The 26,126-nt window shown below is 59.9% G+C and carries 33 protein-coding genes; 5 read left to right on the top strand and 28 right to left on the bottom strand.

What is annotated here, in order from left to right; all coding sequences use genetic code 11:
- Nucleotides 1-3 precede the first annotated feature (3 nt).
- Entirely contained in the window at nt 4-1,353 is a 1,350-nt protein-coding gene (gene rimO / locus HJ583_RS05145; protein WP_170020914.1) for a 30S ribosomal protein S12 methylthiotransferase RimO, read from the bottom strand.
- A 328-nt stretch (nt 1,354-1,681) separates the two neighbouring features.
- On the opposite strand from rimO, the gene HJ583_RS05140 reads away from it, so the two are divergent.
- On the top strand, nt 1,682-2,023 hold the full coding sequence (locus tag HJ583_RS05140) for a hypothetical protein (protein ID WP_170020913.1): 342 nt from the start codon (nt 1,682-1,684) through the stop codon (nt 2,021-2,023).
- A 210-nt stretch (nt 2,024-2,233) separates the two neighbouring features.
- Here the strand turns inward: HJ583_RS05140 and HJ583_RS05135 are convergent, their stop codons facing one another.
- Both HJ583_RS05135 and HJ583_RS05130 read right to left on the bottom strand, forming a co-directional pair.
- Nucleotides 2,234-2,710: an FKBP-type peptidyl-prolyl cis-trans isomerase gene (locus tag HJ583_RS05135; RefSeq protein WP_101941210.1), complete on the bottom strand. Its 477-nt coding sequence runs from the start codon at nt 2,708-2,710 to the stop codon at nt 2,234-2,236.
- 70 nt (nt 2,711-2,780) lie between these two features.
- A complete protein-coding gene (locus tag HJ583_RS05130) occupies nt 2,781-3,527 on the bottom strand; it encodes a Nif3-like dinuclear metal center hexameric protein (protein ID WP_170020912.1) in 747 nt (248 codons plus the stop codon).
- A gap of 55 nt (nt 3,528-3,582) precedes the next feature.
- Here HJ583_RS05130 and HJ583_RS05125 point away from each other — a divergent pair, with 55 nt between their 5' ends.
- On the top strand, nt 3,583-4,746 hold the full coding sequence (locus HJ583_RS05125; protein WP_170020911.1) for a Do family serine endopeptidase: 1,164 nt from the start codon (nt 3,583-3,585) through the stop codon (nt 4,744-4,746).
- A 36-nt stretch (nt 4,747-4,782) separates the two neighbouring features.
- Here the strand turns inward: HJ583_RS05125 and tatC are convergent, their stop codons facing one another.
- The 10 genes from tatC to hisB all read right to left on the bottom strand — a co-directional run bounded on the left by tatC (nt 4,783) and on the right by hisB (nt 10,279).
- On the bottom strand, nt 4,783-5,508 hold the full coding sequence (tatC, locus tag HJ583_RS05120; RefSeq protein WP_170020910.1) for a twin-arginine translocase subunit TatC: 726 nt from the start codon (nt 5,506-5,508) through the stop codon (nt 4,783-4,785).
- Nucleotides 5,508-6,017, bottom strand: coding sequence for a Sec-independent protein translocase protein TatB (gene tatB, locus HJ583_RS05115; protein WP_170020909.1), 510 nt, complete (start codon nt 6,015-6,017; stop codon nt 5,508-5,510). Before tatB ends, tatC begins: the two co-directional genes overlap by 1 nt.
- An 80-nt stretch (nt 6,018-6,097) precedes the next feature.
- Nucleotides 6,098-6,313 carry a Sec-independent protein translocase subunit TatA gene (gene tatA, locus HJ583_RS05110; protein WP_101941215.1) on the bottom strand — a complete coding sequence of 72 codons (216 nt, stop codon included), beginning with the start codon at nt 6,311-6,313 and terminating at the stop codon, nt 6,098-6,100.
- Between the two features lie 12 nt (nt 6,314-6,325).
- A complete protein-coding gene (locus HJ583_RS05105; RefSeq protein ID WP_170020908.1) occupies nt 6,326-6,670 on the bottom strand; it encodes a histidine triad nucleotide-binding protein in 345 nt (114 codons plus the stop codon).
- A complete protein-coding gene (locus HJ583_RS05100; RefSeq protein ID WP_101941217.1) occupies nt 6,667-6,990 on the bottom strand; it encodes a phosphoribosyl-ATP diphosphatase in 324 nt (107 codons plus the stop codon). The genes HJ583_RS05105 and HJ583_RS05100 overlap by 4 nt, the downstream gene beginning before the upstream one ends.
- Before the next feature lie 20 nt (nt 6,991-7,010).
- A complete protein-coding gene (gene hisI / locus HJ583_RS05095; protein ID WP_170020907.1) occupies nt 7,011-7,412 on the bottom strand; it encodes a phosphoribosyl-AMP cyclohydrolase in 402 nt (133 codons plus the stop codon).
- On the bottom strand, nt 7,409-8,167 hold the full coding sequence (gene hisF / locus HJ583_RS05090) for an imidazole glycerol phosphate synthase subunit HisF (RefSeq protein WP_170020906.1): 759 nt from the start codon (nt 8,165-8,167) through the stop codon (nt 7,409-7,411). The genes hisI and hisF overlap by 4 nt, the downstream gene beginning before the upstream one ends.
- Before the next feature lie 3 nt (nt 8,168-8,170).
- The gene (gene hisA / locus HJ583_RS05085) at nt 8,171-8,920 is read right to left on the bottom strand and encodes a 1-(5-phosphoribosyl)-5-[(5-phosphoribosylamino)methylideneamino]imidazole-4-carboxamide isomerase (protein WP_170020905.1); all 750 of its coding nucleotides are present in this window, start codon (nt 8,918-8,920) and stop codon (nt 8,171-8,173) included.
- Nucleotides 8,921-9,000: 80 nt separating this feature from the next.
- Complete coding sequence (gene hisH, locus HJ583_RS05080; protein ID WP_170020904.1) at nt 9,001-9,636, bottom strand: imidazole glycerol phosphate synthase subunit HisH; 636 nt, start codon at nt 9,634-9,636, stop codon at nt 9,001-9,003.
- A 55-nt stretch (nt 9,637-9,691) separates the two neighbouring features.
- Nucleotides 9,692-10,279 (bottom strand): imidazoleglycerol-phosphate dehydratase HisB, encoded by a 588-nt coding sequence (hisB, locus tag HJ583_RS05075; protein ID WP_101941222.1) that lies wholly within the window; start codon nt 10,277-10,279, stop codon nt 9,692-9,694.
- Between the two features lie 134 nt (nt 10,280-10,413).
- Here hisB and hisC point away from each other — a divergent pair, with 134 nt between their 5' ends.
- Nucleotides 10,414-11,475, top strand: a complete 1,062-nt coding sequence (gene hisC / locus HJ583_RS05070) for a histidinol-phosphate transaminase (RefSeq protein ID WP_170020903.1) — start codon at nt 10,414-10,416, stop codon at nt 11,473-11,475.
- On the opposite strand, the gene HJ583_RS05065 is transcribed toward hisC, so the two are convergent.
- The 14 genes from HJ583_RS05065 to HJ583_RS05000 form a co-directional block, all read right to left on the bottom strand.
- On the bottom strand, nt 11,468-12,391 hold the full coding sequence (locus HJ583_RS05065) for a hypothetical protein (RefSeq protein ID WP_170020902.1): 924 nt from the start codon (nt 12,389-12,391) through the stop codon (nt 11,468-11,470). The genes hisC and HJ583_RS05065 overlap by 8 nt on opposite strands.
- A gap of 79 nt (nt 12,392-12,470) precedes the next feature.
- Complete coding sequence (gene pgeF / locus HJ583_RS05060; protein WP_328824830.1) at nt 12,471-13,271, bottom strand: peptidoglycan editing factor PgeF; 801 nt, start codon at nt 13,269-13,271, stop codon at nt 12,471-12,473.
- 39 nt (nt 13,272-13,310) lie between these two features.
- Nucleotides 13,311-14,606 carry a histidinol dehydrogenase gene (gene hisD, locus HJ583_RS05055; protein ID WP_170020901.1) on the bottom strand — a complete coding sequence of 432 codons (1,296 nt, stop codon included), beginning with the start codon at nt 14,604-14,606 and terminating at the stop codon, nt 13,311-13,313.
- Nucleotides 14,603-15,256 carry an ATP phosphoribosyltransferase gene (gene hisG, locus HJ583_RS05050; RefSeq protein ID WP_170020900.1) on the bottom strand — a complete coding sequence of 218 codons (654 nt, stop codon included), beginning with the start codon at nt 15,254-15,256 and terminating at the stop codon, nt 14,603-14,605. The genes hisD and hisG overlap by 4 nt, the downstream gene beginning before the upstream one ends.
- A 10-nt stretch (nt 15,257-15,266) precedes the next feature.
- Nucleotides 15,267-16,517 carry a UDP-N-acetylglucosamine 1-carboxyvinyltransferase gene (murA, locus tag HJ583_RS05045; protein WP_170020899.1) on the bottom strand — a complete coding sequence of 417 codons (1,251 nt, stop codon included), beginning with the start codon at nt 16,515-16,517 and terminating at the stop codon, nt 15,267-15,269.
- A 100-nt stretch (nt 16,518-16,617) separates the two neighbouring features.
- Nucleotides 16,618-16,869 (bottom strand): BolA family protein, encoded by a 252-nt coding sequence (locus tag HJ583_RS05040; RefSeq protein WP_101941667.1) that lies wholly within the window; start codon nt 16,867-16,869, stop codon nt 16,618-16,620.
- A 3-nt stretch (nt 16,870-16,872) separates the two neighbouring features.
- Nucleotides 16,873-17,628, bottom strand: coding sequence for an ABC transporter permease (locus HJ583_RS05035; protein WP_101941227.1), 756 nt, complete (start codon nt 17,626-17,628; stop codon nt 16,873-16,875).
- Complete coding sequence (locus tag HJ583_RS05030) at nt 17,625-18,539, bottom strand: ABC transporter ATP-binding protein (RefSeq protein WP_101941668.1); 915 nt, start codon at nt 18,537-18,539, stop codon at nt 17,625-17,627. The genes HJ583_RS05035 and HJ583_RS05030 overlap by 4 nt, the downstream gene beginning before the upstream one ends.
- Nucleotides 18,535-18,852, bottom strand: a complete 318-nt coding sequence (locus HJ583_RS05025; RefSeq protein ID WP_217423259.1) for an STAS domain-containing protein — start codon at nt 18,850-18,852, stop codon at nt 18,535-18,537. The genes HJ583_RS05030 and HJ583_RS05025 overlap by 5 nt, the downstream gene beginning before the upstream one ends.
- Complete coding sequence (locus HJ583_RS05020) at nt 18,849-19,463, bottom strand: MlaC/ttg2D family ABC transporter substrate-binding protein (protein ID WP_170020898.1); 615 nt, start codon at nt 19,461-19,463, stop codon at nt 18,849-18,851. Before HJ583_RS05020 ends, HJ583_RS05025 begins: the two co-directional genes overlap by 4 nt.
- Before the next feature lie 24 nt (nt 19,464-19,487).
- Entirely contained in the window at nt 19,488-20,198 is a 711-nt protein-coding gene (locus HJ583_RS05015) for an MlaA family lipoprotein (protein WP_328824828.1), read from the bottom strand.
- Between the two features lie 11 nt (nt 20,199-20,209).
- On the bottom strand, nt 20,210-20,686 hold the full coding sequence (gene mlaD, locus HJ583_RS05010) for an outer membrane lipid asymmetry maintenance protein MlaD (protein WP_101941231.1): 477 nt from the start codon (nt 20,684-20,686) through the stop codon (nt 20,210-20,212).
- Nucleotides 20,687-20,691: 5 nt separating this feature from the next.
- On the bottom strand, nt 20,692-21,468 hold the full coding sequence (gene mlaE / locus HJ583_RS05005; protein ID WP_217423258.1) for a lipid asymmetry maintenance ABC transporter permease subunit MlaE: 777 nt from the start codon (nt 21,466-21,468) through the stop codon (nt 20,692-20,694).
- Between the two features lie 7 nt (nt 21,469-21,475).
- Nucleotides 21,476-22,297 carry an ABC transporter ATP-binding protein gene (locus HJ583_RS05000; protein ID WP_170020896.1) on the bottom strand — a complete coding sequence of 274 codons (822 nt, stop codon included), beginning with the start codon at nt 22,295-22,297 and terminating at the stop codon, nt 21,476-21,478.
- A 290-nt stretch (nt 22,298-22,587) separates the two neighbouring features.
- Here HJ583_RS05000 and HJ583_RS04995 point away from each other — a divergent pair, with 290 nt between their 5' ends.
- Together HJ583_RS04995 and HJ583_RS04990 are read left to right on the top strand one after the other, a co-directional pair.
- The gene (locus HJ583_RS04995; protein WP_170020895.1) at nt 22,588-24,063 is read left to right on the top strand and encodes a sigma-54-dependent transcriptional regulator; all 1,476 of its coding nucleotides are present in this window, start codon (nt 22,588-22,590) and stop codon (nt 24,061-24,063) included.
- Nucleotides 24,064-24,068: 5 nt separating this feature from the next.
- Nucleotides 24,069-25,502, top strand: a complete 1,434-nt coding sequence (locus tag HJ583_RS04990) for an ExeA family protein (RefSeq protein ID WP_170020894.1) — start codon at nt 24,069-24,071, stop codon at nt 25,500-25,502.
- A gap of 51 nt (nt 25,503-25,553) precedes the next feature.
- Here the strand turns inward: HJ583_RS04990 and HJ583_RS04985 are convergent, their stop codons facing one another.
- Complete coding sequence (locus tag HJ583_RS04985; protein WP_101941236.1) at nt 25,554-26,093, bottom strand: C40 family peptidase; 540 nt, start codon at nt 26,091-26,093, stop codon at nt 25,554-25,556.
- Nucleotides 26,094-26,126 lie beyond the last annotated feature (33 nt).

The raw sequence follows: 26,126 nt of genomic DNA, 5'->3' as shown, positions 1-26,126 counted from the left end.
CGCTTACTCGTCTGCCCACACCGGCTCGGCGTAGAGGTCGTGTACGTCGCAATCCGTGACGCGCACCTGATAGAACTTACCAACCTCCATGTCGCGCCCTTCCGGCACGATCACCAGTCCGTCGATTTCCGGCGCATCGCCCTCGGAGCGGCAGATAGCCCCCTCCTCCTCGTCGATCTCATCGACCAGCACGACGATTTCGCGACCGATCTTGGCCTCCAGACGCTGGGTGGAGATGTCTTCCTGGAACTCCATCAGACGGCGCTTGCGCTCCTCACGCACTTCATCGGGCACGGCGCCCGGCAACTGATTGGCCGTCGCCCCCTCTACCGGCGAATAGGCAAAAGCACCCACACGATCTAGCTTGGCTTCATCGAGGAACTCGAGCAGCTCTTCGAACTCTTGCTCGGTCTCTCCCGGGAAGCCGGTAATGAAGGTGGAGCGAATGGTGATATCCGGACAGATTTCGCGCCAGCGGCGAATGCGCTCGAGATTGTTCTCAGCGTTAGCCGGGCGCTTCATGGCCTTGAGAATACGCGGATTGGCGTGCTGGAAAGGCACATCCAGATACGGCAGGATCTTGCCCTCGGCCATCAACGGAATGATGTCATCCACGCTCGGGTAGGGATAGACATAGTGCAAACGTACCCACACATCGAGCTCGGAGAGCTCCTTACACAGGTCGTAGAGTTTGGTTTTCACCGGGCGGCCATCCACGAAACCGGTGCGGTATTTCACATCCACGCCATACGCGCTGGTGTCCTGGGAGATCACCAGCAACTCATTCACGCCGGCCTTCACAAGAGTTTCAGCCTCGCGCAGCACATCGTGAATCGGGCGCGAAACAAGATCCCCGCGCAGCGAGGGGATAATGCAGAAGCTGCAGCGATGGTTGCAGCCTTCTGAAATCTTCAGATAGGCATAGTGATCCGGCGTGAGGCGCACACCCTGCGGTGGAACCAGATCGGTGAAGGGGTCATGTGGCTTGGGCAGGTACTGATGCACCGCCGTCATCACTTCTTCCGTAGCGTGCGGACCGGTCACAGCAAGCACCTTGGGATGCGTCTGTTCAACAATACCGCGCCCCGCCGAATCCTTCTTGGCGCCGAGGCAGCCGGTCACGATCACCTTGCCGTTTTCGGCCAGCGCCTCACCAATCGCATCGAGCGACTCCTCAACCGCTGCGTCGATGAAACCACAGGTATTCACGACCACCAGATCGGCACCCTGATATTGCGAAGCGACGTCGTAGCCCTCAGCGCGCAGACGGGTCAGGATACTCTCGGCGTCGCTCGCCGCTTTCGGGCAGCCTAGCGACACAAAACCGACTCGGGGCGTGGAATTCTTGCTCATGTATTCAACCTTAAAAAAACACAAGGCGCAGCCACCCGGCCACGCCTCTCTCTGATGCTGCATTTTAGCCCGGATCAGGTGAAATCCCGACTGTTTGAGGCCAAGAACCCCACGCGCAGTAAGGAAAACCCGTTCGCCTCAGGGGGCATCCCCAACGTACGCTTCATGGCAGAAAAACACCGAAAAGGCCATGCAGCAAGGCAATAAAAATGAACACGGCATTATTTCGACCATCGGGCAGCCCCCGGACTTTGGACGCGATGCTGACTAAGTTGGCTGTGTCAGCTGCTTTTCCGGGCGACACCCCCAACAAAAAAGGAGTCACATCATGCTCAAAACACGCAATATCGTTTTTGCAGTCCTGACCAGTCTATGCATTTCGAGCAGCTTCGCCGCAGCCCCAAAGCCGGCTCCCGGCTTTGTCAGCCTGAAACAGGCCCAGCAGATACAGGCTGGCCAAAGCAAGGACGAAGTCATCCAGATGTTCGGCAAACCGGTCGCTACTCCGAAATGGAGCAACGGCACTTCGTCACTGGTCTACAAGACCGAGGACACCGCCGCATTCAAGGCTCTGCTATACGTTGACTTCGACACCAAGACCGGCTCGGTGATCAGCTCGGTAATCCGCCCGGATGACAACAGCGGCATGGGGAGCGACTCGTCTGAATGAGTCTGCCCTGCTCAGGGGCGCCCCCTCGGGAGCCCCTGCCCAGCCACGATCGATCTTAGAGGCTGTTCACGATCTGTAGCGAGAGGCCGTCAGCAGCGTGAAGAGCCGCACAGGAACCGGAGTTTATGTTGATAAATGAGGATTCCGAGCAGCGCATGAGCCCTCTCAGTTATCAATGAGCGGCCTCGCCGTCAAATCGTGAATAGCTTCTCAGTGGTGATGCCCGTGCTCACCATGCACATGCTGGTGAGCAATTTCCTCGGCTGTAGCGGCGCGAACATCAATCACCTTGAGCACAAAACTCAAGGCCTGACCGGCAAGCGGATGGTTGCCATCCAGCAAAACCACCGGGCCCTTGATCTTGGTGACAAAGAAATAGCGCAGCTCACCATCCGGACCCGGTCGCTGAATCTGGCCACCGACTTTTACTCCGGGAGGAAACTCGGCCTTGGGCATGCTCTGCACCAAAGCCTCATCCCGTTCGCCGAAACAGTCCTCAACGCTTAGTGACAAGCTGACCTGGTAACCCGGCTCTTGCCCCTCAAGTGCCTCCTCCAGCTTGGCAAAGATATTGTCGTAACCACCATGCAGGTAGGAAACCGGGCGCTTGCCATCGTCGACAGGCATTCCTTTGTCTGTACTGACCTTCATGCTTACGGTTACAGCACTGTCTTTGGTGATTTTCATGGACTTTCTCTTGCAAAGTGAGGCGGGACGCCATTGTCCCCGAACCAGGTTCTGGAGGAAACCCGGTCGCTCAAACCGGATTGTCGATATCCACGAAGATCGCTTCCAGTTCATGCTCGCGCTGCAACCACGTCGCCAATGCCTGCACCCCATATCGCTCGGTGGCATGATGCCCTGCTGCTAGGTAGGCCACACCGGTTTCACGCGCGAGGTGCACGGTTTGCTCGGAAATTTCGCCAGACAGGAAAAGATCAACCCCAGCAGCAATCGCGTGCTCGAAGTAACTCTGAGCGCCACCGGTGCACCACGCCACACGCCGGACAACACGTTGCGGCTCGGCGATCAGCAGCGGCTCACGGGCGAGACGGGCAGCCACTGAGCGCGCCACCTCACCGGCAGGCATCGCATGCGGCAAGCTGCCCAATAACACAAGCGACTGCTCCGCACATGGCGACTCGACCTGCCAGCCCAGCACCCGTGCAAGCTGCACATTGTTCCCCAGCACCGGATGCGCATCTAGCGGTAAGTGATAACCGAACAAGTTGATATCGTGGGCCAGCAAAAGCCCCAGGCGCTGACGACGAATCCCGGTCACACGCGGGTCCTCGGACTTCCAGAACCAACCGTGATGCACGATGATTGCATCAGCCTGCAATGCAATGGCACGCTCGATCAACGCCCGACTGGCCGTCACTCCGCAGACCACGCGCGCAATCCCGGCGCGTCCTTCCACCTGCAAACCGTTTGGGCAATAATCGTTGAAGCGGCCGCACTCAAGCAGCGTATCCAGAATGCTCTGGAGTTCCTGGCGGTCCATGACAACTCTCCCTGCACTTGATCACGGCAGACAGCGCGTCTGCGAACGGTGAATTATGCAACGTCTCTGGCTGATTTTTGCCCAGACCGCGACCATCGCGCTGGGCGTACTCTTCGTGATCACAACCCTGAAACCCGAATGGGTGAGTCGCCCCACGCTCTTCGAAGCGCCTCCGCCAGCACTCCAATCCTCTGCCCAGACAACACCCAGCCCGGCCCGCGCCGCGGACAGCTACGCCAACGCGGCCCAAGCGGCCTTACCTGCTGTGGTGCACATCTTCACCAGCAAGGAAATCGAAGCTCCCCGCCACCCGCTCTTCAACGACCCCTTCTTCCGCCATTTCTTCGGCACCCCCGAGCGCACCCCGCAACGCAGCTCGGGACTGGGCTCCGGCGTGATGGTGAGCGGCGAAGGCTACATCCTCACCAACAATCATGTGATCGAAGCCGCGGACACCATCGAGGTCGCCCTCAACGACGGGCAGAAATACCGAGCCAGAATTGTCGGCCGTGACCCTGAGACAGATCTGGCCGTACTGCGCATCGACAGCAAGACAGCACTGCACGCAATCAGCTTTGCAACGGCAGACAGCGTGCGCGTAGGAGACGTGGTGCTGGCCATCGGCAACCCGTTCGGTGTCGGACAAACAGTCACCATGGGGATTGTCAGTGCTCTGGGCCGCTCGGATCTTGGTATCAATACCTTCGAGAACTTCATCCAGACCGATGCGGCGATCAATCCCGGCAATTCAGGAGGCGCGCTAGTCGATACCAAAGGTCAGCTGGTCGGTATCAACACTGCGATCTACTCGCGCTCCGGCGGCTCATTGGGCATCGGCTTCGCCATTCCGGCCGGCACTGCTCGCAGCATCATGGAGCAGATCATCAAGAACGGGCAGGTCACCCGGGGCTGGATCGGCATTCAGGTACAGGAAATCACGCCCGAACTCGCCCAGGCCCTTCAACTGCCGCAGAAAGGTGCGCTGATTGCCGGCATCGCCCGCAATAGCCCGGCGGCTCGAGGCGGCCTGCAAGCGGGCGACGTGCTCATCGCGCTGGATGGCAAGGCCATCAACAACGCTCACGGCGTGCTTGAAACCGTCGCCAGCCTGCCGCCGGGCCAACTCGCCAAGGCCGCCATCATCCGCAAGGGCAAGACCATGGAAGCCGTGTTGCAGATCGCCCAGCGCCCTTTGCCCACACAAGCGGCACAGGACTAAAGCCAGCCGGCGCAGCTCGAACGCCTGGCGGCAGACTCAGCTGCGCGAGCGCTCCAGCATGCGCGCCACTAGAATGCCAACTTCATACAGCAGGCACATCGGCACGGCCAGCATGAATTGCGAAGCAACGTCTGGAGGCGTAACAACAGCGGCGACCACGAATGCCCCCACGATCACGAAACGCCGCGCTTCAGCCAATTTGGCGGTCGTTACGATCCCCAATGCAACCAACAGCACGACTGCCACAGGCACCTCGAAAGTCGCACCGAACGCGAGGAACATGCCCATCACGAAGCTCAGGTACTTGTCGATATCAGTCATCCAAGCTACGCCCTCGGGCGTGAAGCTGGCCATGACCTTGAACATGCCCGGAAAAAAGATGAAATAGGCGAAAGCCATGCCGCACACGAAGAGCAGACAGCTCGCGACCAGCAGCGGCAAAGCCAGACGCTTCTCATGGGCATACAGGCCCGGGGCAATGAAGGACCAGGCCTGAAAGAGGATGAAAGGCATAGCAATCAGCAAGGAGAGCCAAGCCACCACCTTGATCGGCACCAGAAAGACGCCCACTACGTCTGTCGCAATCATCTGCCCGCCTTGCGGCAGTACGGCCAGCAAAGGCGCTGCCATCAACGCGTAGAGATCCTTGGCCCACCACACCAGACACAGGAAAACCACCAGCACGGCCAGCAAGGAATAGATCAGGCGATTGCGCAGCTCGACCAGATGGGAAATGAAGCTTTCTTGCGAATCCACGCCCATCACCCCTTGTGCACTTTCACTGACTCGACAGGCATTCCGAAGAGATCGAGCTGACTGTCGTCGCGTTGGGGCGGCGGAGTGGGCTCGGAAGAGGCGAAGAGATCGGACTCAGCAGCCACGGTCTCTGCCGGCACTTGCTCAAGCAACACGGCCACGGCTTGAGTCTCGGCGGGCGGGGGCAGCTCTTGCACCACCGGTTCGGCCAGCGCCTTGACTTCCTGCTCGACAGCGGCAGCTCCTGCCGACAGCTCAGCCTGAAAAGCCTGCGCCTGCTCGTTGATGGACGCTTGCAGACTCCGCGCAGACTCCTGCACATCAGCCACCAGCGTCTTCATCTCGGAAGCTTCCATTTCGCGACTGATGTCGGACTTCACATCTGCAACATAGCGGCGCATCTTGCCAAGCAGATGGCCCACTGTACGCGCCACACGCGGCAACTCTTCGGGGCCGAAGACAACCAGCGCCACGATGCCGATGAGAAGAAGCTCGGAAAAACCAATATCGAACATGCCGGGCCTGTCAGATCAATCCTGCAGCACAAAAACAAAGGGGCGCTCACGCGCGCCCCCACTCGGGAATGACTTCCCGCTCAGTCCTTCTTTTCGCGCGCTTCACCTTCCACAGTATTGGAGGCAGCAGCGATCTTCTCCGCTGGCTTGTCGTCTGCGCCTTCCTTCATGCCCTGCTTGAAGCCCTTCACCGCACCGCCGAGATCCTCGCCGATATTGCGCAGTTTCTTGGTGCCGAAAACCAGCAGAACGATGACCAGAACAATCAGCCAATGCCAGATGCTCAACGAACCCATGTGCAGCTCTCCTCAGTATTTCAGCATGGCGGGCATTGGCTGCCCGCCAAGAATGTGCAGGTGCAGATGATACACCTCCTGCCCACCATGCCGTCCGGTGTTGATGATGGTACGGAAGCCCTCGCCCGCCCCCAACTCTTTGGCAATGCGCGGAGCCAGTTCGAGCATGCGCCCCAGAACCGGTGCATCTTCCGGCGTAGCATCCGCAAGTGTTGCGATGTGCTTCTTAGGAACGATCAATACGTGCACCGGCGCCTGCGGATGGATATCCTTGAACGCTAGGATTTCCTCATCCTCGTACACCTTGCCGGACGGGATCTCGCCACGGGCAATGCGGCAGAAAATACAGTCGCTCATGATTTGCGGGAATTCTTTTCTTCTATGCCTGAAATGCCTTCGCGCCGGCGAAACTCGCCCAGCACGTCATCCGCCGACAAACCGAACTGCGACAACAGGATCAGCGAGTGGAACCACAGGTCGGTAACTTCATACACGATGTGGCGCAGATCCCCATCCTTGGCTGCCATGATGGTTTCGGCAGCCTCTTCGGCCACTTTTTTGCAGATCGCGTCAGTTCCCTTGGCGTACAGGCTGGAAACATAGGACGACTCGGGCGGTGCGGATTTCCGCGCTTCAAGCGTCGCCGACAGGCGTTGCAGAACTTCCGGATCAATCATGGCTGAGGCCTTTTACAGGATTATTTCTTGGCGTAAATCTCGGCCGGATCTTTCAGAACCGGCTCGACGTCTTCCCAACCGCCACCATCCAGATGACGCTGGAAGAAGCAGCTGCGGCGGCCGGTGTGACAAGCGATGCCTCCCACCTGCTCAATCTTCAGCAGAACGACATCACCATCACAATCCATACGGATTTCGCGTACGCGCTGAGTATGGCCGGACTCCTCGCCCTTGTGCCACAGCTTGCGCCGGGAGCGCGACCAATACACGGCCTCGCGCTTTTCAGCTGTCAGCGCCAGCGCCTCGCGATTCATCCAGGCAAACATCAGCACTTCGCCGGTATCCGCATCCTGAGCAATAGCCGGCACCAGGCCCTGCTCATCCCACACCACATCATTGAGCCAGCGGCTGTCTTCGCTCACAGTCTCACCTCCACGCCGCGTTCGCGCATGTATTCCTTGGCCTGCCGAACGGTGTACTCACCGTAGTGAAAGATGCTCGCCGCCAGCACTGCATCCGCCCGACCTTCGATCACCCCATCCGTGAGGTGCTGCAGATTGCCCACGCCACCACTCGCAATCACCGGGATATTCACCGCGTCAGAGATTGCGCGGGTCAGCGCCAGATCAAAACCGATCTTGGTGCCGTCACGATCCATGCTGGTCAAAAGGATTTCACCGGCGCCAAGCTTTTCGACGCGCTGGGCCCATTCGATGGCATCCAGCTCGGTGAGCTTGCGTCCGCCGTGAGTGAATACCCCCCACTTGCCCGGCGCAGTCTGCTTGGCATCTATCGCCACCACGATGCACTGATTACCAACCTTGCCGGAGGCTTCGGCCACCAGATCGGGGTTGTATACCGCAGCGCTGTTCATGCTGACCTTGTCCGCACCGGCATTGAGCAGGCGTCGAACATCTTCAACACAGCGCACGCCACCGCCCACCGTTAGCGGAATAAAAACCTGGTTGGCCACCTGTTCGACGATATGCAGCATGATGTTGCGCTCGTCGGAGCTCGCCGTGATATCCAGAAAGGTCAGCTCGTCCGCCCCTTGCTCGTCATAGCGGCGTGCAATCTCGACGGGATCACCGGCGTCGCGCAGCTCAAGGAAATTGACGCCCTTGACGACACGTCCGGCGGTGACATCGAGACAGGGGATGATGCGTTTGGCGAGCATTGATCAGTCAGCCTCGCCATTGAGTTCATCGGCACGCGCCTGAGCCGCTTCGAAATCCAGCGTGCCTTCGTAGATGGCCCGGCCAGTAATGGCACCCATGATGCCTTCAGACTCGACAGCACACAGCGCATCAATATCCTTCAGATCGGTGATGCCGCCGCTGGCGATCACCGGAATGCGCAGGGCCTGAGCCAGTTTCACGGTCGCCTCGATGTTCACGCCGGACAGCATGCCATCGCGGCCGATATCGGTATAGATCACGGACTCGACACCGTAGTCCTCGAATTTTTTGGCCAGATCAATCACGTCGTGCCCGGTCAGTTTGGACCAGCCATCGACAGCCACCTTGCCGTCCTTGGCATCCAGACCAACGATGATATGGCCCGGAAAGGCGCTGCAGGCGTCGTGAAGGAAGCCAGGGTTCTTGACCGCAGCAGTGCCAATGATCACATAGCTGATACCGTCGTCCAGATAGCGCTCGATGGTATCCAGATCGCGGATGCCACCACCCAGTTGCACCGGGATGTCGTCGCCGACTTCCTCGCAGATGGCCTTGATGACCGCTTCGTTCTTGGGTTTGCCAGCAAAAGCGCCATTCAGATCGACCAGATGCAGGCGACGTGCGCCTTTATCGAGCCACATCCGGGCCATGGCGCGAGGGTCTTCGGAGAAGACCGTGGCACCTTCCATCTCGCCTTGGCGCAGGCGAACGCAGTGGCCGTCTTTGAGGTCAATCGCGGGAATGAGCAGCATGATTTTTCAGGGGGCGTAAGCGCTTGGAGGCAAGCGGTGAAGTGATTCCGGAGGATCCGGGCGTTCCTTATGGGTCAGGCTCAGGGCTGCCAGTTCACGAAGTTGGAAAGCAGTTGCAGGCCGGCTGCAGCGCTCTTTTCCGGATGGAACTGAACTGAAAAAATATTAGCTTGGGCCACCGCCGAGGTAAAGCGCAGGCCGTAATCAGTCGTCGCCGCGCTCGCCGACCCATCATCGGGCTGACAGTAGTAGCTATGCACGAAGTAGAAGCGTGCCCCCGGTTCGATACCCGCCCACAGAGGATGAGCACGCGTGGGATCAACCCGGTTCCAGCCCATATGCGGCACCTTCAGACGCAAGCCATCCGGCCCGCTCATGCCATCAGCAAAGCGCTTGACCTGCCCCGGGATGAAACCGAGGCCCAGCGTGTCACCCTCTTCGCTGTGATCGAAGAGCATCTGCATGCCAACGCATACACCCAGAAAAGGTTTGCTCTGCGCAGCTTGATGCACCGCTTCGCGCAGACCACGCCCCATGAATTCGCGCATGCAGTCATGCATGGCGCCTTGGCCGGGCACCACCACGCGATCTGCCGCATGGATCTGCGCGGCTTCGCTACTGATCAGCACACTGGCACTGGCGGGTGTCACCTTTTCAATGGCCTTGGCAACCGAACGCAGGTTACCCATGCCGTAATCGACTACAACGATCTTCATTTCTGTGAGCTTCGCGACGAAGTGAGGAGTGAAGGGCAAAGCCCCTCTGGAGGCTTTAGAGCGTGCCCTTGGTCGACGGCATGGCGCCAGCGGCACGTTCATCGACTTCACATGCTGCGCGCAGGGCTCGGCCAAAGGCCTTGAACACCGTCTCGCACTGATGGTGTGCGTTCTTGCCACGCAGGTTGTCGATATGCAGCGTCACGCCGGCATGATTAACGAAACCCTGAAAAAACTCGCGGGTCAGATCCACATCAAACGAACCAATCATGGCACGCGTGAAATCCACATTGAACTCCAGCCCGGGGCGGCCCGAGAGGTCCACCACTACGCGCGACAAGGCCTCATCCAGCGGCACGTAGCTGTGGCCATAACGGCGCAGACCCTTTTTGTCACCCACGGCTTTGGCAAAGGCCTGACCCAGCGTGATACCCACATCCTCCACCGTGTGGTGGGCATCAATGTGCAGATCCCCCTTGGCCTCAACAGTCAGATCAATCAGGCCGTGGCGGGCAATCTGATCAAGCATGTGATCCAGAAAAGGCACGCCGCTGGCAAGCTTGGCCGCACCGCTGCCATCCAGATTGAGGCTTACTGTGATTTGGGTTTCAAGAGTGTTGCGGCTGACTTCGGTTTGCCTCATGGCGGGGGCCCATGTCGAAGGAAGTGAAAGCCCGGCACAAGGGCGTCCGGGTAAGCCCTATGATAGCATTGGTGCGGCTTTGCACCATCTGCAAGACCGTGATTGCCGCGCAACGAAACCCTCGGAATGAATCCATGAGTGCCTACTGGAGCGATCTTGTTCATCGCCTGACCCCTTACGTGCCGGGCGAACAGCCCAAGATCGCCAATCTGGTCAAGCTCAATACCAACGAGAACCCTTACGGCCCCTCGCCCAAGGCCTTGGCCGCCATCGCCAGCGAAGCTAGCGATGCGTTGCGCCTCTACCCGGACCCGAACTCCGATCTTTTCAAGCAGGCGGTCGCCCGCTTTTTCGCCGTGGAGCCTACCTGCGTATTTGTCGGCAACGGCTCGGACGAAGTGCTGGCGCATGTCTTCATGGGTCTCCTGAAACACGACAAACCCCTGCTCTTCCCGGACATCACCTACAGCTTCTATCCGGTGTATTGCGGGCTCTACGACATCGCCTACGAAACCGTGGCCTTGGACGCGCAATTCGGCATTTGCGTCGACGACTATCTCGGCCGTGAAGCGGGCGCGATCATCCTCGCCAATCCGAACGCCCCTACTTCGCGTCTGCTCCCCCTGGCAGACATCGAGCGCCTCGCTACAGGCCAACCGGATGCGGTAATCGTCATCGATGAGGCCTATATCGACTTCGGTGGAGAAAGCGCCGTGAGTCTGACCCGACGCCACCCGAATCTGCTGGTCATCCAGACGCTCTCCAAGAGTCGCTCGCTGGCAGGGCTACGGGCCGGATTTGCGGTCGGTCAGGCGCACCTGATCGAGGGACTGGAGCGCGTTAAGAACAGCTTCAACTCCTATCCGCTGGACCGCATGGCTATCGTTGCCGCCGCGGCCGCCATGGATGACGTCGCTTGGTTTGAGGATACCCGCCTGCGCGTGATCGCCAGCCGCGAAACACTCAGCACCGAGATGCAGGCACTCGGTTTCGAAGTGCTGCCCTCGGCCGCCAACTTCATTTTTGCACGCCACCCAAAGCGCGATGGCGCCGAACTGGCACAGGCACTGCGCGCCCGCAGCATCATCGTGCGCCACTTCAAGCTACCGCGAATCGATCAGTTTCTGCGCATCACCATCGGCACTGACGCGCAATGCTCCCTATTGGTCGCCGCACTGAAGGAAATCCTCAGCTGAGTTTGCGCGTCTTCTTGCACACACCACTACGGGGATCAAAGGCGTCGAACCATAATTCCTTGCGCTGCAAGGGCTTAGGGTTAAGGAGATTGTAGTTATCAAGCAGGAATACGCGCCGCTCGCAAAGGCGCGCACGCTTGAACACATCTGCGTAATGCCGCTTGAGCATGCGTAACAAGCTGCCGTCCCGCACCATGCTTTCGAGGCCCGCAGTGAGTCGTTTGTGCAAACGCGGATGGGCTGGCGAAACAAACACATAGCCCGGCAAAGGAAACTTGAGCAGGATGTCCTGCTCGACACGCAAACTGGGAGACACTGATCGAAGCTCGTCGAACTCGGCAAACACTTCATTCAGGCCACGCGGAAAGTAATCAATTTTCCCTGCCAACAGCCGAGCCACCAAAGGCTTGGCACTCTCCTCCGTATACACCGCAAAGCCAGCAATCTCCAGCACCCGCCGTGACGACCAGGCCTCTCCCACCCCCACCCGCAACGCTCTCAGCTGATCAAGACTCCCTACTGCGCTGAGCTTCGGCTGCACTTCTGCAGTTGTCAAAGCAATCCGGTAATTCGACAGGCCCATATCCGGCGCAATATAGATCGGCAGAAGTTGCAACTCCCAAGAAGGCTGAGTTGCGACGACCGAAACATTGACCTCGTCACCGAGCAGCATCTTGCGTAGTTGCTCTTCACGCCCCATGGGCACTTGCCGGGTCTCGATGCGATATGCACCATAGCTTGACCTGGTTCGTCGCATCGCCTCATCCAGAACCCGTCCAGCATAGTCATGCCCAGCGGCACCCGTATCCTGGAGTGGACCAAAACGGCGTAAAACATCCTCTGCAAGAGCCAGATTGGAGAAAAAGAGAAGGGCTGCGAGCGGCAGAACACTGCTCAGCAAGGAGGAAAAAGACATACGGCACCAAACCAACTTTCAGCACCTCAATCTACCCTAGAGCATTATTGCCCCCTACTGCACTGACGGGCTGTCCGCCCTATTCAAGCCAGACAAGGGAAGCCTGTCGCCCCGACTGGGTACCGTCTCGACGCGCCGAGAAAAAAGCGTCCGCTTCATCATAGGTGCAGCGATCGCCACCATACACCTGCGTCACCCCCATTAAAGCCAGGCGCTGCCGTGCCAGCAGATACAGATCAGCCTGCCATTTCCCCTGTGCCTTACCCGGTAGGAAGGCCTCAGCTGCCTCGGGCGTATGCGCCAGGAAAGCCGTCCGCACTTCATCACCGACCTCGAAGCGCGCCTGCGAGATGGCGGGGCCGAGCCAAGCCATGATCGAGGTGGCCGGTACCTGCATGGCGCGCGCGGAGTTCTCCAGCACGCCCCCCGCCAGCCCCCGCCAGCCCGCATGTGCTGCGGCCACGGCTGTGCCGGCGATATCACAGAGCAGCACTGGCAAACAATCGGCCGTCATCACACTGCAGATCTGGTAGCTCATGCGCGCCACGCTGGCATCTGCCTGCGCATCCGGGCATGTACAGGCTGCATTGACGACGGTAGTACCGTGTACCTGCTCCAGCCACAAGGGCTCCATAGGCAGCTTGGCCACCAGACGACGGCGATTCTCCAGCACGTTCTCAAGTGAATCACCAACATGCTTGCCCAGGTTCAACGCAGCATAGGCTCCGGTGCTGACACCGCCCCAGCGCGTCGTCGAAACGGCCCGAACCTTTTCCGGTGCGGGCCAGTCAGGCGTAATGAGTTTTAGCTCGGGCATATCCAGGCGTATCGATCCGTAGTCCGGGTGCAGCAAAGCAAAGCCCGGGAGCGTCCACAACACATACCCGGATCCGGCCTGCAGCCTTTCACCCGGGTTGCTCTATTTGCGATATTCAGCCGACTTCGCGTGCGCCTGCAGGCCTTCACCATAAGCCAGTGTCGCAGCAACAGGGGCCAGTTCAGCTGCACCGGCAACTGACATGTGAATGATGCTGGTGCGCTTCTGGAAGTCATAGACCCCCAGCGGCGAGGAGAAACGCGCACTGCGCATGGTAGGTAATACGTGATTCGGCCCGGCGCAATAGTCGCCCAGCGATTCGACCGAGCTATGGCCCACAAAGATCGCGCCGGCATGGCGGATGCGCTCGACCCACGGTTCGGCATCTTCAATGGCCAGCTCCAGATGCTCCGGCGCGATGCGGTTGGCGATCTCGCAGGCCTCGTTCAGGCTTGCCACCTTGATCAGGGCACCGCGATTGTCCAGCGAGGCAGCGATGATTTCCTTGCGCGGCATGTCCGGCAACAGTCTGGCAACCGAGGCAGCGACAGCGTCAATGAAGGCTTCCGAGGTGCACAGCAGGATGGACTGCGCCACTTCGTCATGCTCGGCCTGGGCGAAGAGATCCATTGCCACCCAGTCAGGGTTGCCCGAACCATCAGAGATGACCAGCACTTCTGACGGACCTGCGACCATGTCGATGCCCACCGTGCCAAATACGCGGCGCTTGGCTTCAGCCACATAGGCGTTGCCCGGACCAACGATCTTGTCGACCTGCGGAATCGTCTGCGTGCCATAGGCGAGAGCGGCCACAGCCTGTGCGCCACCGATGGTAAACACCCGGTCCACGCCAGCAATCGCTGCAGCAGCCAGCACCAGAGGATTGCGTTCGCCGCGCGGGGTTGGCGTCACCATGATGAGCTCCGCCACACCTGCCACCTTGGCCGGAATCGCATTCATCAGCACCGAACTCGGATAGCTCGCCTTGCCACCCGGCACATACAGGCCGGCGCGATCCAGCGGTGTCACCTTCTGTCCGAGGCGCGTGCCGTTGTGCTCGGTGAAGCTCCAGGATTCCAGCAACTGTTTTTCGTGATAAGTCCGCACCCGCGCCGCGGCGATGTTCAGCGCGCTGCGCTGCTCGGGCGTCAGGCTGTCGAGCGCTTCCTGCAACGCAGCCTTGGGCAACTCAAGGGCCCCCATATCCGCCACGTCGAGCTGATCGAAGCGGTTGGTGAACTCGATCACGGCAGCATCGCCGCGCGCGCGCACCGCCGCCAGCACTTCGGTGACTGCCGCATCCACGCGCACATCCGTGCTGTTGTCGAAGGCCAGCAACGCATCAAGCGCGGCAATGAAGCCGGGTTCGGCCGAGTTCATGCGGCGGATCTGGCTCATGGTTTGACTGCTCCGGCAAAAGCCTCGATCACCGGCTGGAGCAACTCGCGCTTCACCTTCAGCGAAGCCTGATTGACGATCAGGCGCGAGCTGATCTGCATGATTTCCTCTACTTCACGCAGCTTGTTGGCGCGCAGGGTGCCGCCGGTCGACACCAGATCAACAATGGCGTCCGCCAGCCCCACCAGCGGGGCGAGTTCCATCGAACCGTAAAGCTTGATCAGGTCGACGTGCATGCCCTTGGCTGCGAAGTGCTCGCGGGCAATCTTGATGTACTTCGAGGCCACGCGGATGCGCGCGCCGCGCTGCACGGCGGCCGCGTAATCAAAGTCTTCCGGCACGGCCACGCTCATGCGGCACTTGGCGATATTCAGATCGACCGGCTGGTAGAGGCCAGCACCACCATGCTCGATCAGGGTGTCCTTGCCGGCAATGCCCAGATCGGCCGCGCCATACTGCACATAGGTCGGCGTATCTGAGGCGCGCACGATCACCAGACGCACATCAGCACGATTGGTGCCGATGATCAGCTTGCGCGAAGACTCAGGATTCTCGACTGGCTCGATGCCGGCCGCAGCGAGTAGCGGCAAGGTTTCCTCAAAAATGCGGCCCTTGGAAAGCGCTAGGGTAATACCGTTGTAAGTGCTCACAATCCCGTCCTCAGCTGGTGCGACGCACGCGCGCGCCGAGTGCAGCCAGTTTTTCTTCCAGCTTTTCGTAACCACGATCAAGGTGGTAAATACGCTCGATGGTGGTTTCACCTTCCGCCACCAGGCCCGCAATCACCAGGCTCGCCGAGGCGCGCAGATCGGTCGCCATCACCGTGGCGCCTTGCAGTCTTTCGATGCCGGTCACGAAGGCCGTGCTGCCATCAATCTTGATATTGGCGCCCAGACGCTGCAACTCCACCGCGTGCATGTAGCGATTCTCGAAAATCGTCTCGCGGATGATCGACGAGCCCTCCGCCACGCAGTTGATAGCCATGAACTGGGCCTGCATGTCGGTCGGGAAAGCCGGGTAAGGCGAAGTACGCAGGCTCACGGCCTTCAGGCGCGCTGGCGCCGTGATGCGAATCGCATTGCGCTCCGAAATGACCTCACAGCCAGCATCCATCAGCTTGTCGACCACAGCATCGAGATAAGCTGACGAGGTGTTCAGCAGACGTACATCACCAGCGGTGACGGCCGCAGCGCACAGATAGGTGCCGGTCTCGATGCGGTCCGGCATGATGCGGTGTGTGGTGCCATGCAGACGATCAACGCCCTTGATGCGGATCACATCGGTACCGGCGCCGGAAATCTGTGCCCCCATGGAGACGAGGCAGTTGGCGAGATCGACAACCTCCGGCTCGCGTGCGGCATTCTCGATCACCGTTACGCCCTCGGCCAGACAGGCCGCCATCATCAGATTCTCGGTACCGGTCACGGTCACCATATCGGTAAATAGGCGGGCACCACGCAGACGCGGCGACTTTGCCAGCACATAGCCGTGCTCGACCGACACTTCCGCGCCCATCGCCTGCAGCCCCTTGATGTGCTGATCCACCGGGCGGGCACCGATCGCACAACCACCGGGCAAGCTCACCTTGGTCTCACCACAACGGGCGACCAGCGGGCCCAGTACCAGGATCGCCGCACGCATGGTCTTGACCAGCTCGTAGCTCGCCACCGGATTGCTGATCACAGCAGCGTTCAGGGTCACCGTATCGCCGTTGCGCTCAACCTTCACGCCCATATCGGCCAGCAGGTGCAGCAAGGTACCGATGTCCTTCAGTTGCGGCACATTGGTGAAAGTCACCGGTTCGGCGGTGAGCAGCGCAGCGCACAGAATCGGCAAAGCCGCATTCTTGGCGCCGGAGATGCTGATTTCACCACTCAGGCGGGCACCGCCTTCAATCAGGAGTTTGTCCATGTCGTTCAGTGAAAGGGGAAGGAGAGGTGAAAAGGCTACAAACCCTTGCCTGCCACTCGTTCCCCGTATTCCTCTTCAATGGCCCGCAGGCCGGTTCAATTCAAAGGGTTTTCTGCAACTCGGCCCACTGGGCCGGGGTATAGGTGGTGAGCTGCAAGGCATGAATTTCGTTGCCCATCAGGCTTCCCAGCGTGGCGTACACGGCCTGATGCTGGCGCACGCGCATCTTGCCCTCGAATTCGGCACTCACGACGATGCCGGAAAAATGCACGCCGTCATCACCTTCGATGATCACGGTGTCGCAGGCTAGCCCCTGCTCGATCAAACGCTGGATTTCGCTGGCTTGAAACATCATTCAACCTCTCAGTTTGTAACCACGCTGCAGCATGTTCAGACACATCCCGGCCAGCACCAGCAGCGCGGCGCTCACGATGGCAAGGCTCAACCAGGGCGACGCGTCGGAGACGCCGAAAACGCCATAGCGGAAACCATCGATCATGAAGAAGAACGGGTTGAAGTGCGACAATGCCTGCCAGAAGGGCGGCAGCGAGTTGATGGAATAGAACACTCCGGAAAGCATGGTCAGCGGCATGATCAAGAAGTTCTGGAAGGCCGCGAGCTGATCGAACTTGTCCGCCCATATCCCGCCGACAACACCCAGCGTGCCCAGCAAGGCCGCGCCCAGCACCACGAAAGCCAGTGCCCACAGAGGATGCGCCACTCCGGTCCAGCTGAAAAACAGCGACGCCAGCCATACCCCACCGCCCACCACCACGCCGCGGACGATGGAAGCAATGACGTAAGCGGCATAGAACTCTAGCCAGGAGATCGGCGGCAGCAACACAAACACGATGTTGCCGGTGATCTTGCTCTGGATCAGCGAGGACGAACTGTTGGCAAACGCGTTCTGCAGCACACTCATCATCACCAGTCCCGGAACCAGGAAGCTGGTATAGCTGACGCCATCGAAGGGCTGCAGACGGCCTTCGAGCACATGACCAAAAATCATCAGATAGAGCACCGAGGTGAGTACTGGCGCCCCCACGGTCTGGAAACTGACTTTCCAGAACCTCAATGTTTCTTTGTAAAGCAGGGTACGGAAGGCGATCATGCCGTGACCTCCGCATTCATGATTTCGACGAAGGCCTGCTCCAGATCGGGACGCGCGACTTCAACCTCCAGAATCCCGGCCCCGGCTTCACGAACCGCCGCCAGCAAGCTTTCTATCTGCGCATGGCGCTCGAAGGGAATCTGCAGCATACCGTCCTGCAACACCGCACCCTGTGTCTGCAGCGCAGCCGGCAGGCAATCAAGTCCTGCTACCCGGAGCTTGAGGGCATGGTGGCTGACACGGGCAAGAATGTTCGGCGTGGTATCAAGCGCGATGACACGCCCAGCCTTGAGCATGGCTATCCGCCCGCACAACTCTTCAGCCTCTTCCAGGTAGTGCGTGGTCAACACGATGGTGTGGCCCGCCTCGTTGAGCTTGCGGATGAAGACCCACAGGGTCTGCCGCAATTCCACATCGACGCCGGCCGTGGGCTCATCGAGCACAATCACCGGAGGTTTGTGCACCAGTGCCTGGGCCACCAGCACCCGGCGCTTCATGCCGCCAGAGAGCTGGCGCATGTTGGTATCGGCTTTGCTGGTGAGGTCCAGACTGGCAAGCAGCTCGTCGATCCAGTCATCATTGCGACGGATGCCGAAATAGCCGGACTGGATGCGCAACAACTCGCGCACCGAGAAGAAAGGATCGAAAACCAGCTCCTGCGGCACCACACCGAGGCTGCTGCGTGCGGCACGGTAGTCACTCACCACGTCATGCCCCATCACCCGGATCGAACCTGCAGTGAGGCGCTGCAAACCAGCGAGCGCGGAGATGAGGGTGGTCTTACCGGCACCATTAGGCCCCAGCAGACCGAAGAACTCACCTTGCCGGATTTCGAGGTCTACACCAGCCAGCGCCTGCAGCGAGCCAAACTGCTTGACTGCCCCGCATACCTGGATGGCGGGAGAATCAATGCTGGACACTGGTGCGGCTACCGTCGGCGGAAAGTTCAGGAAAAAGGAAGGGCGTTACGCCATACAGGCTGGCAAGGCTGACAAATGCCGCCGGGGCCGACACAATAGACAGCTGCTTGCCAGCTGCCAGTGCAGCCCGCTTCCAGCTCAGCAGCACGGCAACCGCGGACGAATCCACGGCTTCGATCCCCGCAAGATTCACCACGCGATCGGCCTGCACGACCAGCAGCTCGCCCTCCGGCTGCAGCTCCGGCACTGTCTGCTGATTCATGGCCCCCGTGATGAAGAGCTGACCGTCGCGTTCGGAAATCACTTCTTGACCACCTCGGCTTGAGCGTTCTTGGTCTTCAGGCTCTTGATCAGGCCGTCGATACCACCAGCCTTGATCTCCTGCGCGAATGTTTCGCGATAATTGGTCACCAGACTCACCCCGGCCACCATCACGTCGTAAACCTTCCAGCCTTCGGCCAGTTTTTCCATCTGGTAATCGATCGACACCGGTTTGGTGCCGGCCTGCTTGACCTCGGTACGCACGATCACATCGCTATCCGCGGCCTGCATGCGGATCGGCTTGAAATCGATGGTCTGATTCTTGTACTGGGCCAGCGCATTCGAATAGCTGCGCACCAGCAGGATCTTGAATTCCGCCGTCATTGCTTCTTTCTGTTCGGCAGAAGCATTCCGCCACTCGCGCCCCATGGCCAGTGCTGTCATGTGACGAAAATCGAAATGCGGCAGCACCTTGGCATCCACCAGCTCGAAAATGCGCTTCTGATCACCCGACTGGATGGACTTGTCAGTACGCACGATCTCCAGCACTTCGTTCATCACACGCTTGGCCAGCGCGTCCGGCGCCTCCTGCGCCACGGCCTGGAGGGCAAAAACCGACAGCAACAGACTCGACAGGAACTTGATCAGTTTCATTCTCTACTCCTTGAGGGAAGTGGCTCAGCGGTAGTCATCGTCTTCACGCGGCGGCCGGCCATCGTAAATCTGGCTCTTGCGGCGCTGCAGATAAAAACCTCTGAGGTAGTTGTATTTATCAAGCGCAGCGTCTTCCAGCACGGACTCCGCACCGAGCAGACGCGTACGCGTATCAACAAACTTGGTTACGTAGCCGGCATTACGCATCGGCACGCTTTCGATGAAGTAGTCGGGATAGTTCGCCAGCTTGTCCACCACGAAACCACCGGCATCACGTACTGAACTGGGGCCAACCAGCGGCAAAACAAGATAGGGGCCACTCGGAACCCCCCAGCGCCCGAGAGTCTGACCAAAATCCTCGTCATGCTTCTCCAGGCCCAGCTCGGTCGCCACGTCAAAGAAACCAATGATGCCGATCGTGGAGTTAACGGCAAAACGGCTCAAATCAGTCAAACCATCCCTCGGCTTGCCTTGCAGCAGGTTATTCACCCCGATCCACACGTCTTCGAGATTACCGAAGAAATTGCTCACGTTGGTACGCGTGGGCAAGGGCACGCTGGCTCTGTAAACCTCGGCTACGGGTTTGGCGGCGTAGTCATCGAGATTGTCGTTGAAAGTCTGAACCTTGCGATTCATGCCCTCCCACGGATCATCGGGATGACCACTCGTGCTGGCACAGCCACTCAAAGCGAGCAGTACCAACAAACAAAGCGAAAGCAGACTGCGGGGACTCACTTCAGCAGACCTCAATTACCGGCTTTGACGGAAGAGCCTTCGGCCGTACTGAACATGAACTGACTGATCAGTTTTTCAAGCACGACAGCAGACTGGGTTTTCTTGATCACCTCGCCAGCAGCCAGCGTCTTTTCATCACCGCCCGGCTCGAGGCCGATGTACTGCTCACCCAGCAGGCCAGAAGTGTTGATCGTCGCGAAAGTGTCCTGCGGGAAGGCGTAGCGCGCATCCATCTGCATGGTCACGTTGGCCTGATAGGTCTGCGAATCAAGCACGATCTTCTCCACCCGGCCAACCACTACCCCGGCACTCTTGACCGGAGCACGGACCTTGAGGCCGCCGATATTGTCGAACTTGGCCTGCAGCTCGTAGGGATCGCGCAGCTTGCTGCCGCCCAGGTTACCTACCCGCATCGCCAGAAACAGCAAGGCTCCAAACCCGATCACCACAAAAATACCCACCCAAATGTCGATGGTAGTGCGCTTCATATCCGTCAGCCCCTGAACATGAGAGAGGTCAAAATGAAATCCAGCCCGAGAATGGCCAGCGAGGAGGTCACCACGGTACGCGTGGTTGCGCGCGAAACGCCCTCTGCCGTGGCATCCGAGTCATAGCCCTCGAACACTGCCACCCAGGACACCGCCACCCCGAACACCACGCTTTTCACCACGCCGTTCAGGATGTCACGCTTGAAATCAACCGAGGCCTGCATTTGGCCCCAGAAACTGCCGGTATCCGTGCCGATCAGCACGACTCCCACAATGTAGCCGCCCAGCACTCCCATTGCCGAGAACAGTGCAGCCAGCAAAGGCATCGATATCACGCCGCCCCAGAACCGGGGAGCCACCACGCGCGCAATCGGGTTCACCGCCATCATGTCCATCGCGTCGAGCTGCTCGGTGGCTTTCATCAGACCAATTTCGGCCGTAATCGCCGAGCCGGCACGACTGGCAAACAACAGGCCTGCAACCACCGGCCCCAATTCGCGTACCAATGACAAGGCCACCAGCACACCCAGCGCCTCTTCAGAGCCGTAGCGCGCCAATGTGTCATACCCCTGCAAACCCAGCACCATGCCGACGAAAAGGCCGGACACCATGATGATCACCAGCGACAGCACGCCGGAAAAATAAACCTCGCGCAGAGTCAGATGGATACGCCTGAAACTCGTTCCGGAAGCCAGCAAGACTGCTACGAAAAATCGAGTGGCGAAACCCAGGTGCCACACAGCGGCCGTGGTGCGCGCACCAATGCCCTGCAATACAGACAACACAGACTCAAGCACGGCTCACCCCCAGCAAGGCAGTTTCATAGGGCTCGGCCGCCACCTGGAAGGGCACCGGACCATCCGCCTCACCCCACACGAACTGATGCACCCAGGGATCGGTAGAGGCGCGGATTTCATCCGGCGTCCCTTCAGCCACAACCTTGCCTTCAGACAGGAAGTAGATGTAATCGACGATCTGCAGGGACTCATGCACATCGTGGGTCACCACAATCGAACTCGCCCCCAGCGCATCATTGAGCTTGCGGATCAGCTGACCGATCACGCCCAGCGAAATCGGATCCAGCCCGGCGAAAGGCTCGTCGTACATCATCAGCTCTGGGTCCAGTGCAATGGCCCGCGCCAGCGCCACGCGCCGGGCCATACCACCGGAAAGTTCACTGGGCAACAACTGTGCTGCGCCACGCAGACCGACCGCATGCAACTTCATCAGAACCAGATCACGAACAATCGGCTCGGACAAAGCCGTATGCTCGCGCATCGGAAAAGCCACGTTGTCGAACACCGACATGTCGGTGAACAAGGCGCCGAACTGGAACAGCATGCTCATGCGTCGGCGCAAGGCGTACAGCCCCTCTCGATCCAGCGCCGGCACGCTCTGACCACACACCTTGAGCTCACCTCCACGCGGTTTGAGCTGCCCACCGATCAGACGCATCAGTGTGGTCTTGCCACAGCCGGATCCGCCCATGATGGCCACCACCTTGCCACGCGGCACGACCAGATTCACGCCTTGCAGCACGTCACGGTCGCCATATCCAAAGCGCAGATCGCGCACTTCAACCAAAGAAGGAGTTTTGCTCTGTGTGTTCAAAGTATCGGCTGCTGTCGGGGGCTCAGCGGGGGAAGCGGATTTTAGCACGTCACGTTTGCGCGGCAGCGCACACCCATGACTAGGAATCCGCTTTCTCGCGATATGAAAACGAGGACTTAATATACATACATCCGTGCATGTATGTAAGTCAAAATCTGCAAAAGCTCACCAATGCGGGCTCAAGGGTGACAGGCCTCAGAGCATCCACCCTCAAGCTCGCCGCCGGTCAGGGCGATCGAATACGCTACACTGGACACAACCCTGTTCACCATCCAGATTGCCGCCACTGCATGCCTGCAGCCACTGCTCCGCGCCCAAGCCTGCTGCTCGTTGATGACGATCCGCTGATTCGCAGCTCGCTCGCTTACATTCTGGCCACCGATTTCGATCTGTGCATTGCCGAAAGCCGCAGCGACGCGCGACGGCAAATCCTTGCCGCCGGCAAGCCTCCGGCGCTGGCTCTACTTGATCTGGGACTCCCCCCGCACCCGCACCGCGCAGACGAGGGCCTCGCACTGATCGGCGAACTTCTAGCCAGCGACCCCCTGTGCAAAATCATTGTGCTCTCGGGACAGGACGAAGAGGCTCACGCTCGTCATGCCCGCGCCCTCGGCGCCCTCGAGTTCATAGCAAAACCCGCCAGCCCGGACCAGTTGCGTCAAGCCTTGCAACGCGCTTTGCAGCTACGCCGACAAGAAGAGGCTGAGCGCCAGCAACCGCTGGCCCTGCAGCGCATTCGCGGCACCCACCCCGCGTTGCAGATTGTGCGCGCAGAGCTGCAACGCAGCGCCACCACGCCATTTCCAGTCTTGATCGAAGGCGAATCAGGCACCGGCAAGGAAATCGCCGCAAGGGCCCTGCACGAACTGGCTCGCCACCACGACAAACCCTTCGTGGCCCTGAACTGCGCCGCCATCTCTCCTGGCCTGATCGAAGCCACCCTGTTCGGCCATGCACGTGGCGCCTTTACCGGTGCAGTCGGTGCTCAAGCAGGCTGCTTCGAGGAGGCGCGTGAAGGCACACTGTTTCTTGACGAAATCGGCGAGCTACCGCTGGACTTGCAACCCAAGCTTTTACGCGTGCTTGAGTCCGGCGAATACCAGCGTCTTGGCGAAACCCAGCGCCGCCATACCGGCGCCCGGATCATTGCCGCCACCAATCGCGATCTGCGTGGCGAGGTACGTGCCGGCCGCTTCCGGGCGGATCTTTACCACCGGCTCTCCGTTCTGCGCCTGGTAATGCCGCCCTTACGCAGTCTCGGCGAAGATCGCCTAGCGCTCTTTGAGCACTATGTGCACGATTACGCTCACCAGCTGCAAGTGCCGCCATGCTCGCTGACGCCTAGCGCCCGCACGGCCTGGCTTGGCTACGACTTCCCTGGCAATGTACGCGAGCTGCGCAACATCGTCGCGCGCCTACTCAGCCGCCATGCCGGCCTCGCAATCAGCGCAGCCCAATTAGAAGCCGAGTTCGAATCCGACCCCGACAGCCAACCAGCCAGCCCCTCACCAGCCGTCATGGCAGCCCCAGCCGAGCAGGCTGCCCTGCTCGCCCGCCTGCAGGCTTGTGGCAGCGTATCTCTCGATGAAGAGCTACGCCGCGTGGAAAGCGACTGGATTGCCGCCGCCCTGCAACTGGCCCACGGCAACATGAGCCAGGCCGCACGCCTGCTGGGCCTGAATCGCTCAACCCTCTACAGCCGCATCGACACCCTCGCGCGCTACGCCAGCCAAGCGCCGGCCAACGAATCCTCCAGCCAGGGATAGCCGCCATGTATCGCGAACATTTCGGACTCAGTCACCCCCCGTTCCGGATCACACCGCAAACCGAACACTTCTACACCGGCGCTCAGCGGGGACCGCTACTCGAAGCGCTGCTATTCGCAGTCAGCAATGATGAAGGCATCATCCGCGTGAGCGGAGAAGTCGGTACCGGCAAGACCATGCTGTGTCGCATGCTGATCGACCGCCTGCCCACCGACACGCTGGTGATCTACATCGCCAACCCTAGCCTCAGCCCGAGCGAACTGATCGCCACTGTGGCGCACGAACTGCAGGTCGAAGCGCAAGAAGGCCACAGCCTGCTGCGCCAGATCGAGCGTCGTCTGATCACGCTATATGCCGAAGGCCGGCGCGTACTCGCCATCATCGACGAAGCGCACGCCATGCCGCGCGAATCCCTGGACCAGGTCCGCCTGCTCTCGAACCTCGAAACCAGCACGCGCAAGCTGCTGCAGATCGTGCTCTTCGGCCAGCCCGAACTGGATGCGATCCTGGCCGAACGACCCATGCGCTCTCTGCGCGAACGCATCACCCAGAGTTTTCGCCTGCAGCCACTGGATCGGCAGCAAACCCGTGACTACCTCGATTTCCGCCTGCGTGCCGCGGGCTACCGCGGCCCCGAGCTTTTCGGCGACAAGGTGCTTAACCTGATCGTGCATGCCTCGCGAGGCCTCACCCGGCGCATCAACATTCTCGCCGACAAAACCCTGCTGGCGGCCTTCGCCGACAACACCCACACCCTGAACCAACGCCACGCCGAAGCCGCCTTGCGCGACGCGGACTACCATGCCCCCATTCCTTGGCAACGCATTAGCCAGATCGGCCTGGCAGCCCTGCTGCTGATCGCCTTGGCAGGCGCCGGCTACCTGTGGCAGCAACGCGTGCCAGGCAGCCCGACCACTACACCAGAAGCAAGCGCCTCGACACCGGCAAGCACGCAATCTACAGACAGCAGCGCAGCCAGCACGACAAGCCCGCCGGCCAAGACTGCCACTGCAGCACTCACCGCCCGTTCCAACCCAGCGGTGGCGCTCATCACGAATACTCCGTCAAACAGCGCCTCAAACACTGACACAGAACGCTTCGCCCCGATTCCGGAACAGCTTGGTGTGCTCGCCCGCGAGCGCCTGCAGGCCTCACGTGCCGACATGCAACAGATCAGTGACAAACAGTGGTTCATCCAGCTGCGCTCGATCCCGGCCTCCAATGCCTCCACGCTGGAGAACTTCATTCCGGCCGCAGCCAAAGCCATCGACGTGAGCGAACTACGCCTCTACGTCGTCAAGAACGACCCACGCCAGACCATCGGGGTGATCTACGGCAGCTATCCTGATGCCACTGCTGCCCAGAACGGTCTCGCCAAACTGCCGGGCTGGATCCGTGCCGGTGGAGCTTTCGTCCGCCCCTTCAAGTCCCTGCGCTGAAAAACACAAAGGCCATCGCAAGGATGGCCTTTATACAGAACGGGGTAGGAATCAACGCTCCAGAGGCGGAGCTGCCAGCAAGGGCGGCGGGGCCAACGGAGCGGCCTGGGCTTCAGGCACCAGACGGCGCGCACCATTGAAGCGCTTCATCCAGTAACTGCTGTCGATCTCCTCGACGCGCACCACGCCACCTTTCGACGGAGAGTGGAGGAACTTGTTATCCCCCACGTAGATGCCGACGTGCGAAAACGCGCGGCGCATGGTGTTGAAAAACACCAGATCGCCCGGTTTGAGATCCTGAGCGCCAACCTTGTCGCCAATGCGGGCCATTTCAGCCGCCGTCCGGGGCAGATTGAGGCCCAGCGCATCACCAAACACCTTGCGCACCAAGCCGCTGCAATCAAAACCACCCACTTCGGGACCAGTGCCTCCCAAGCGATATTTGATGCCCAGATAACCGAAACCCTTGTCGATCAGGCTGCCGACAGCACCTTGCTCGCCCTGGGCAGCAGGCGCGGCCTCCTGTGCACTGGCCACGGCAGTGACCAGCAGCAGGGACAACACGACAAGACGTTTGGGCAGGTTTCGCATGGACCGGACTATAACCTCAGCAGAAAGAGACTG

Source organism: Uliginosibacterium aquaticum, from assembly GCF_012972705.2.
GTDB classification, from domain to species: Bacteria; Pseudomonadota; Gammaproteobacteria; order Burkholderiales; family Rhodocyclaceae; genus Uliginosibacterium; species Uliginosibacterium aquaticum.
This window is presented reverse-complemented; position numbering and strand designations above follow the sequence as displayed.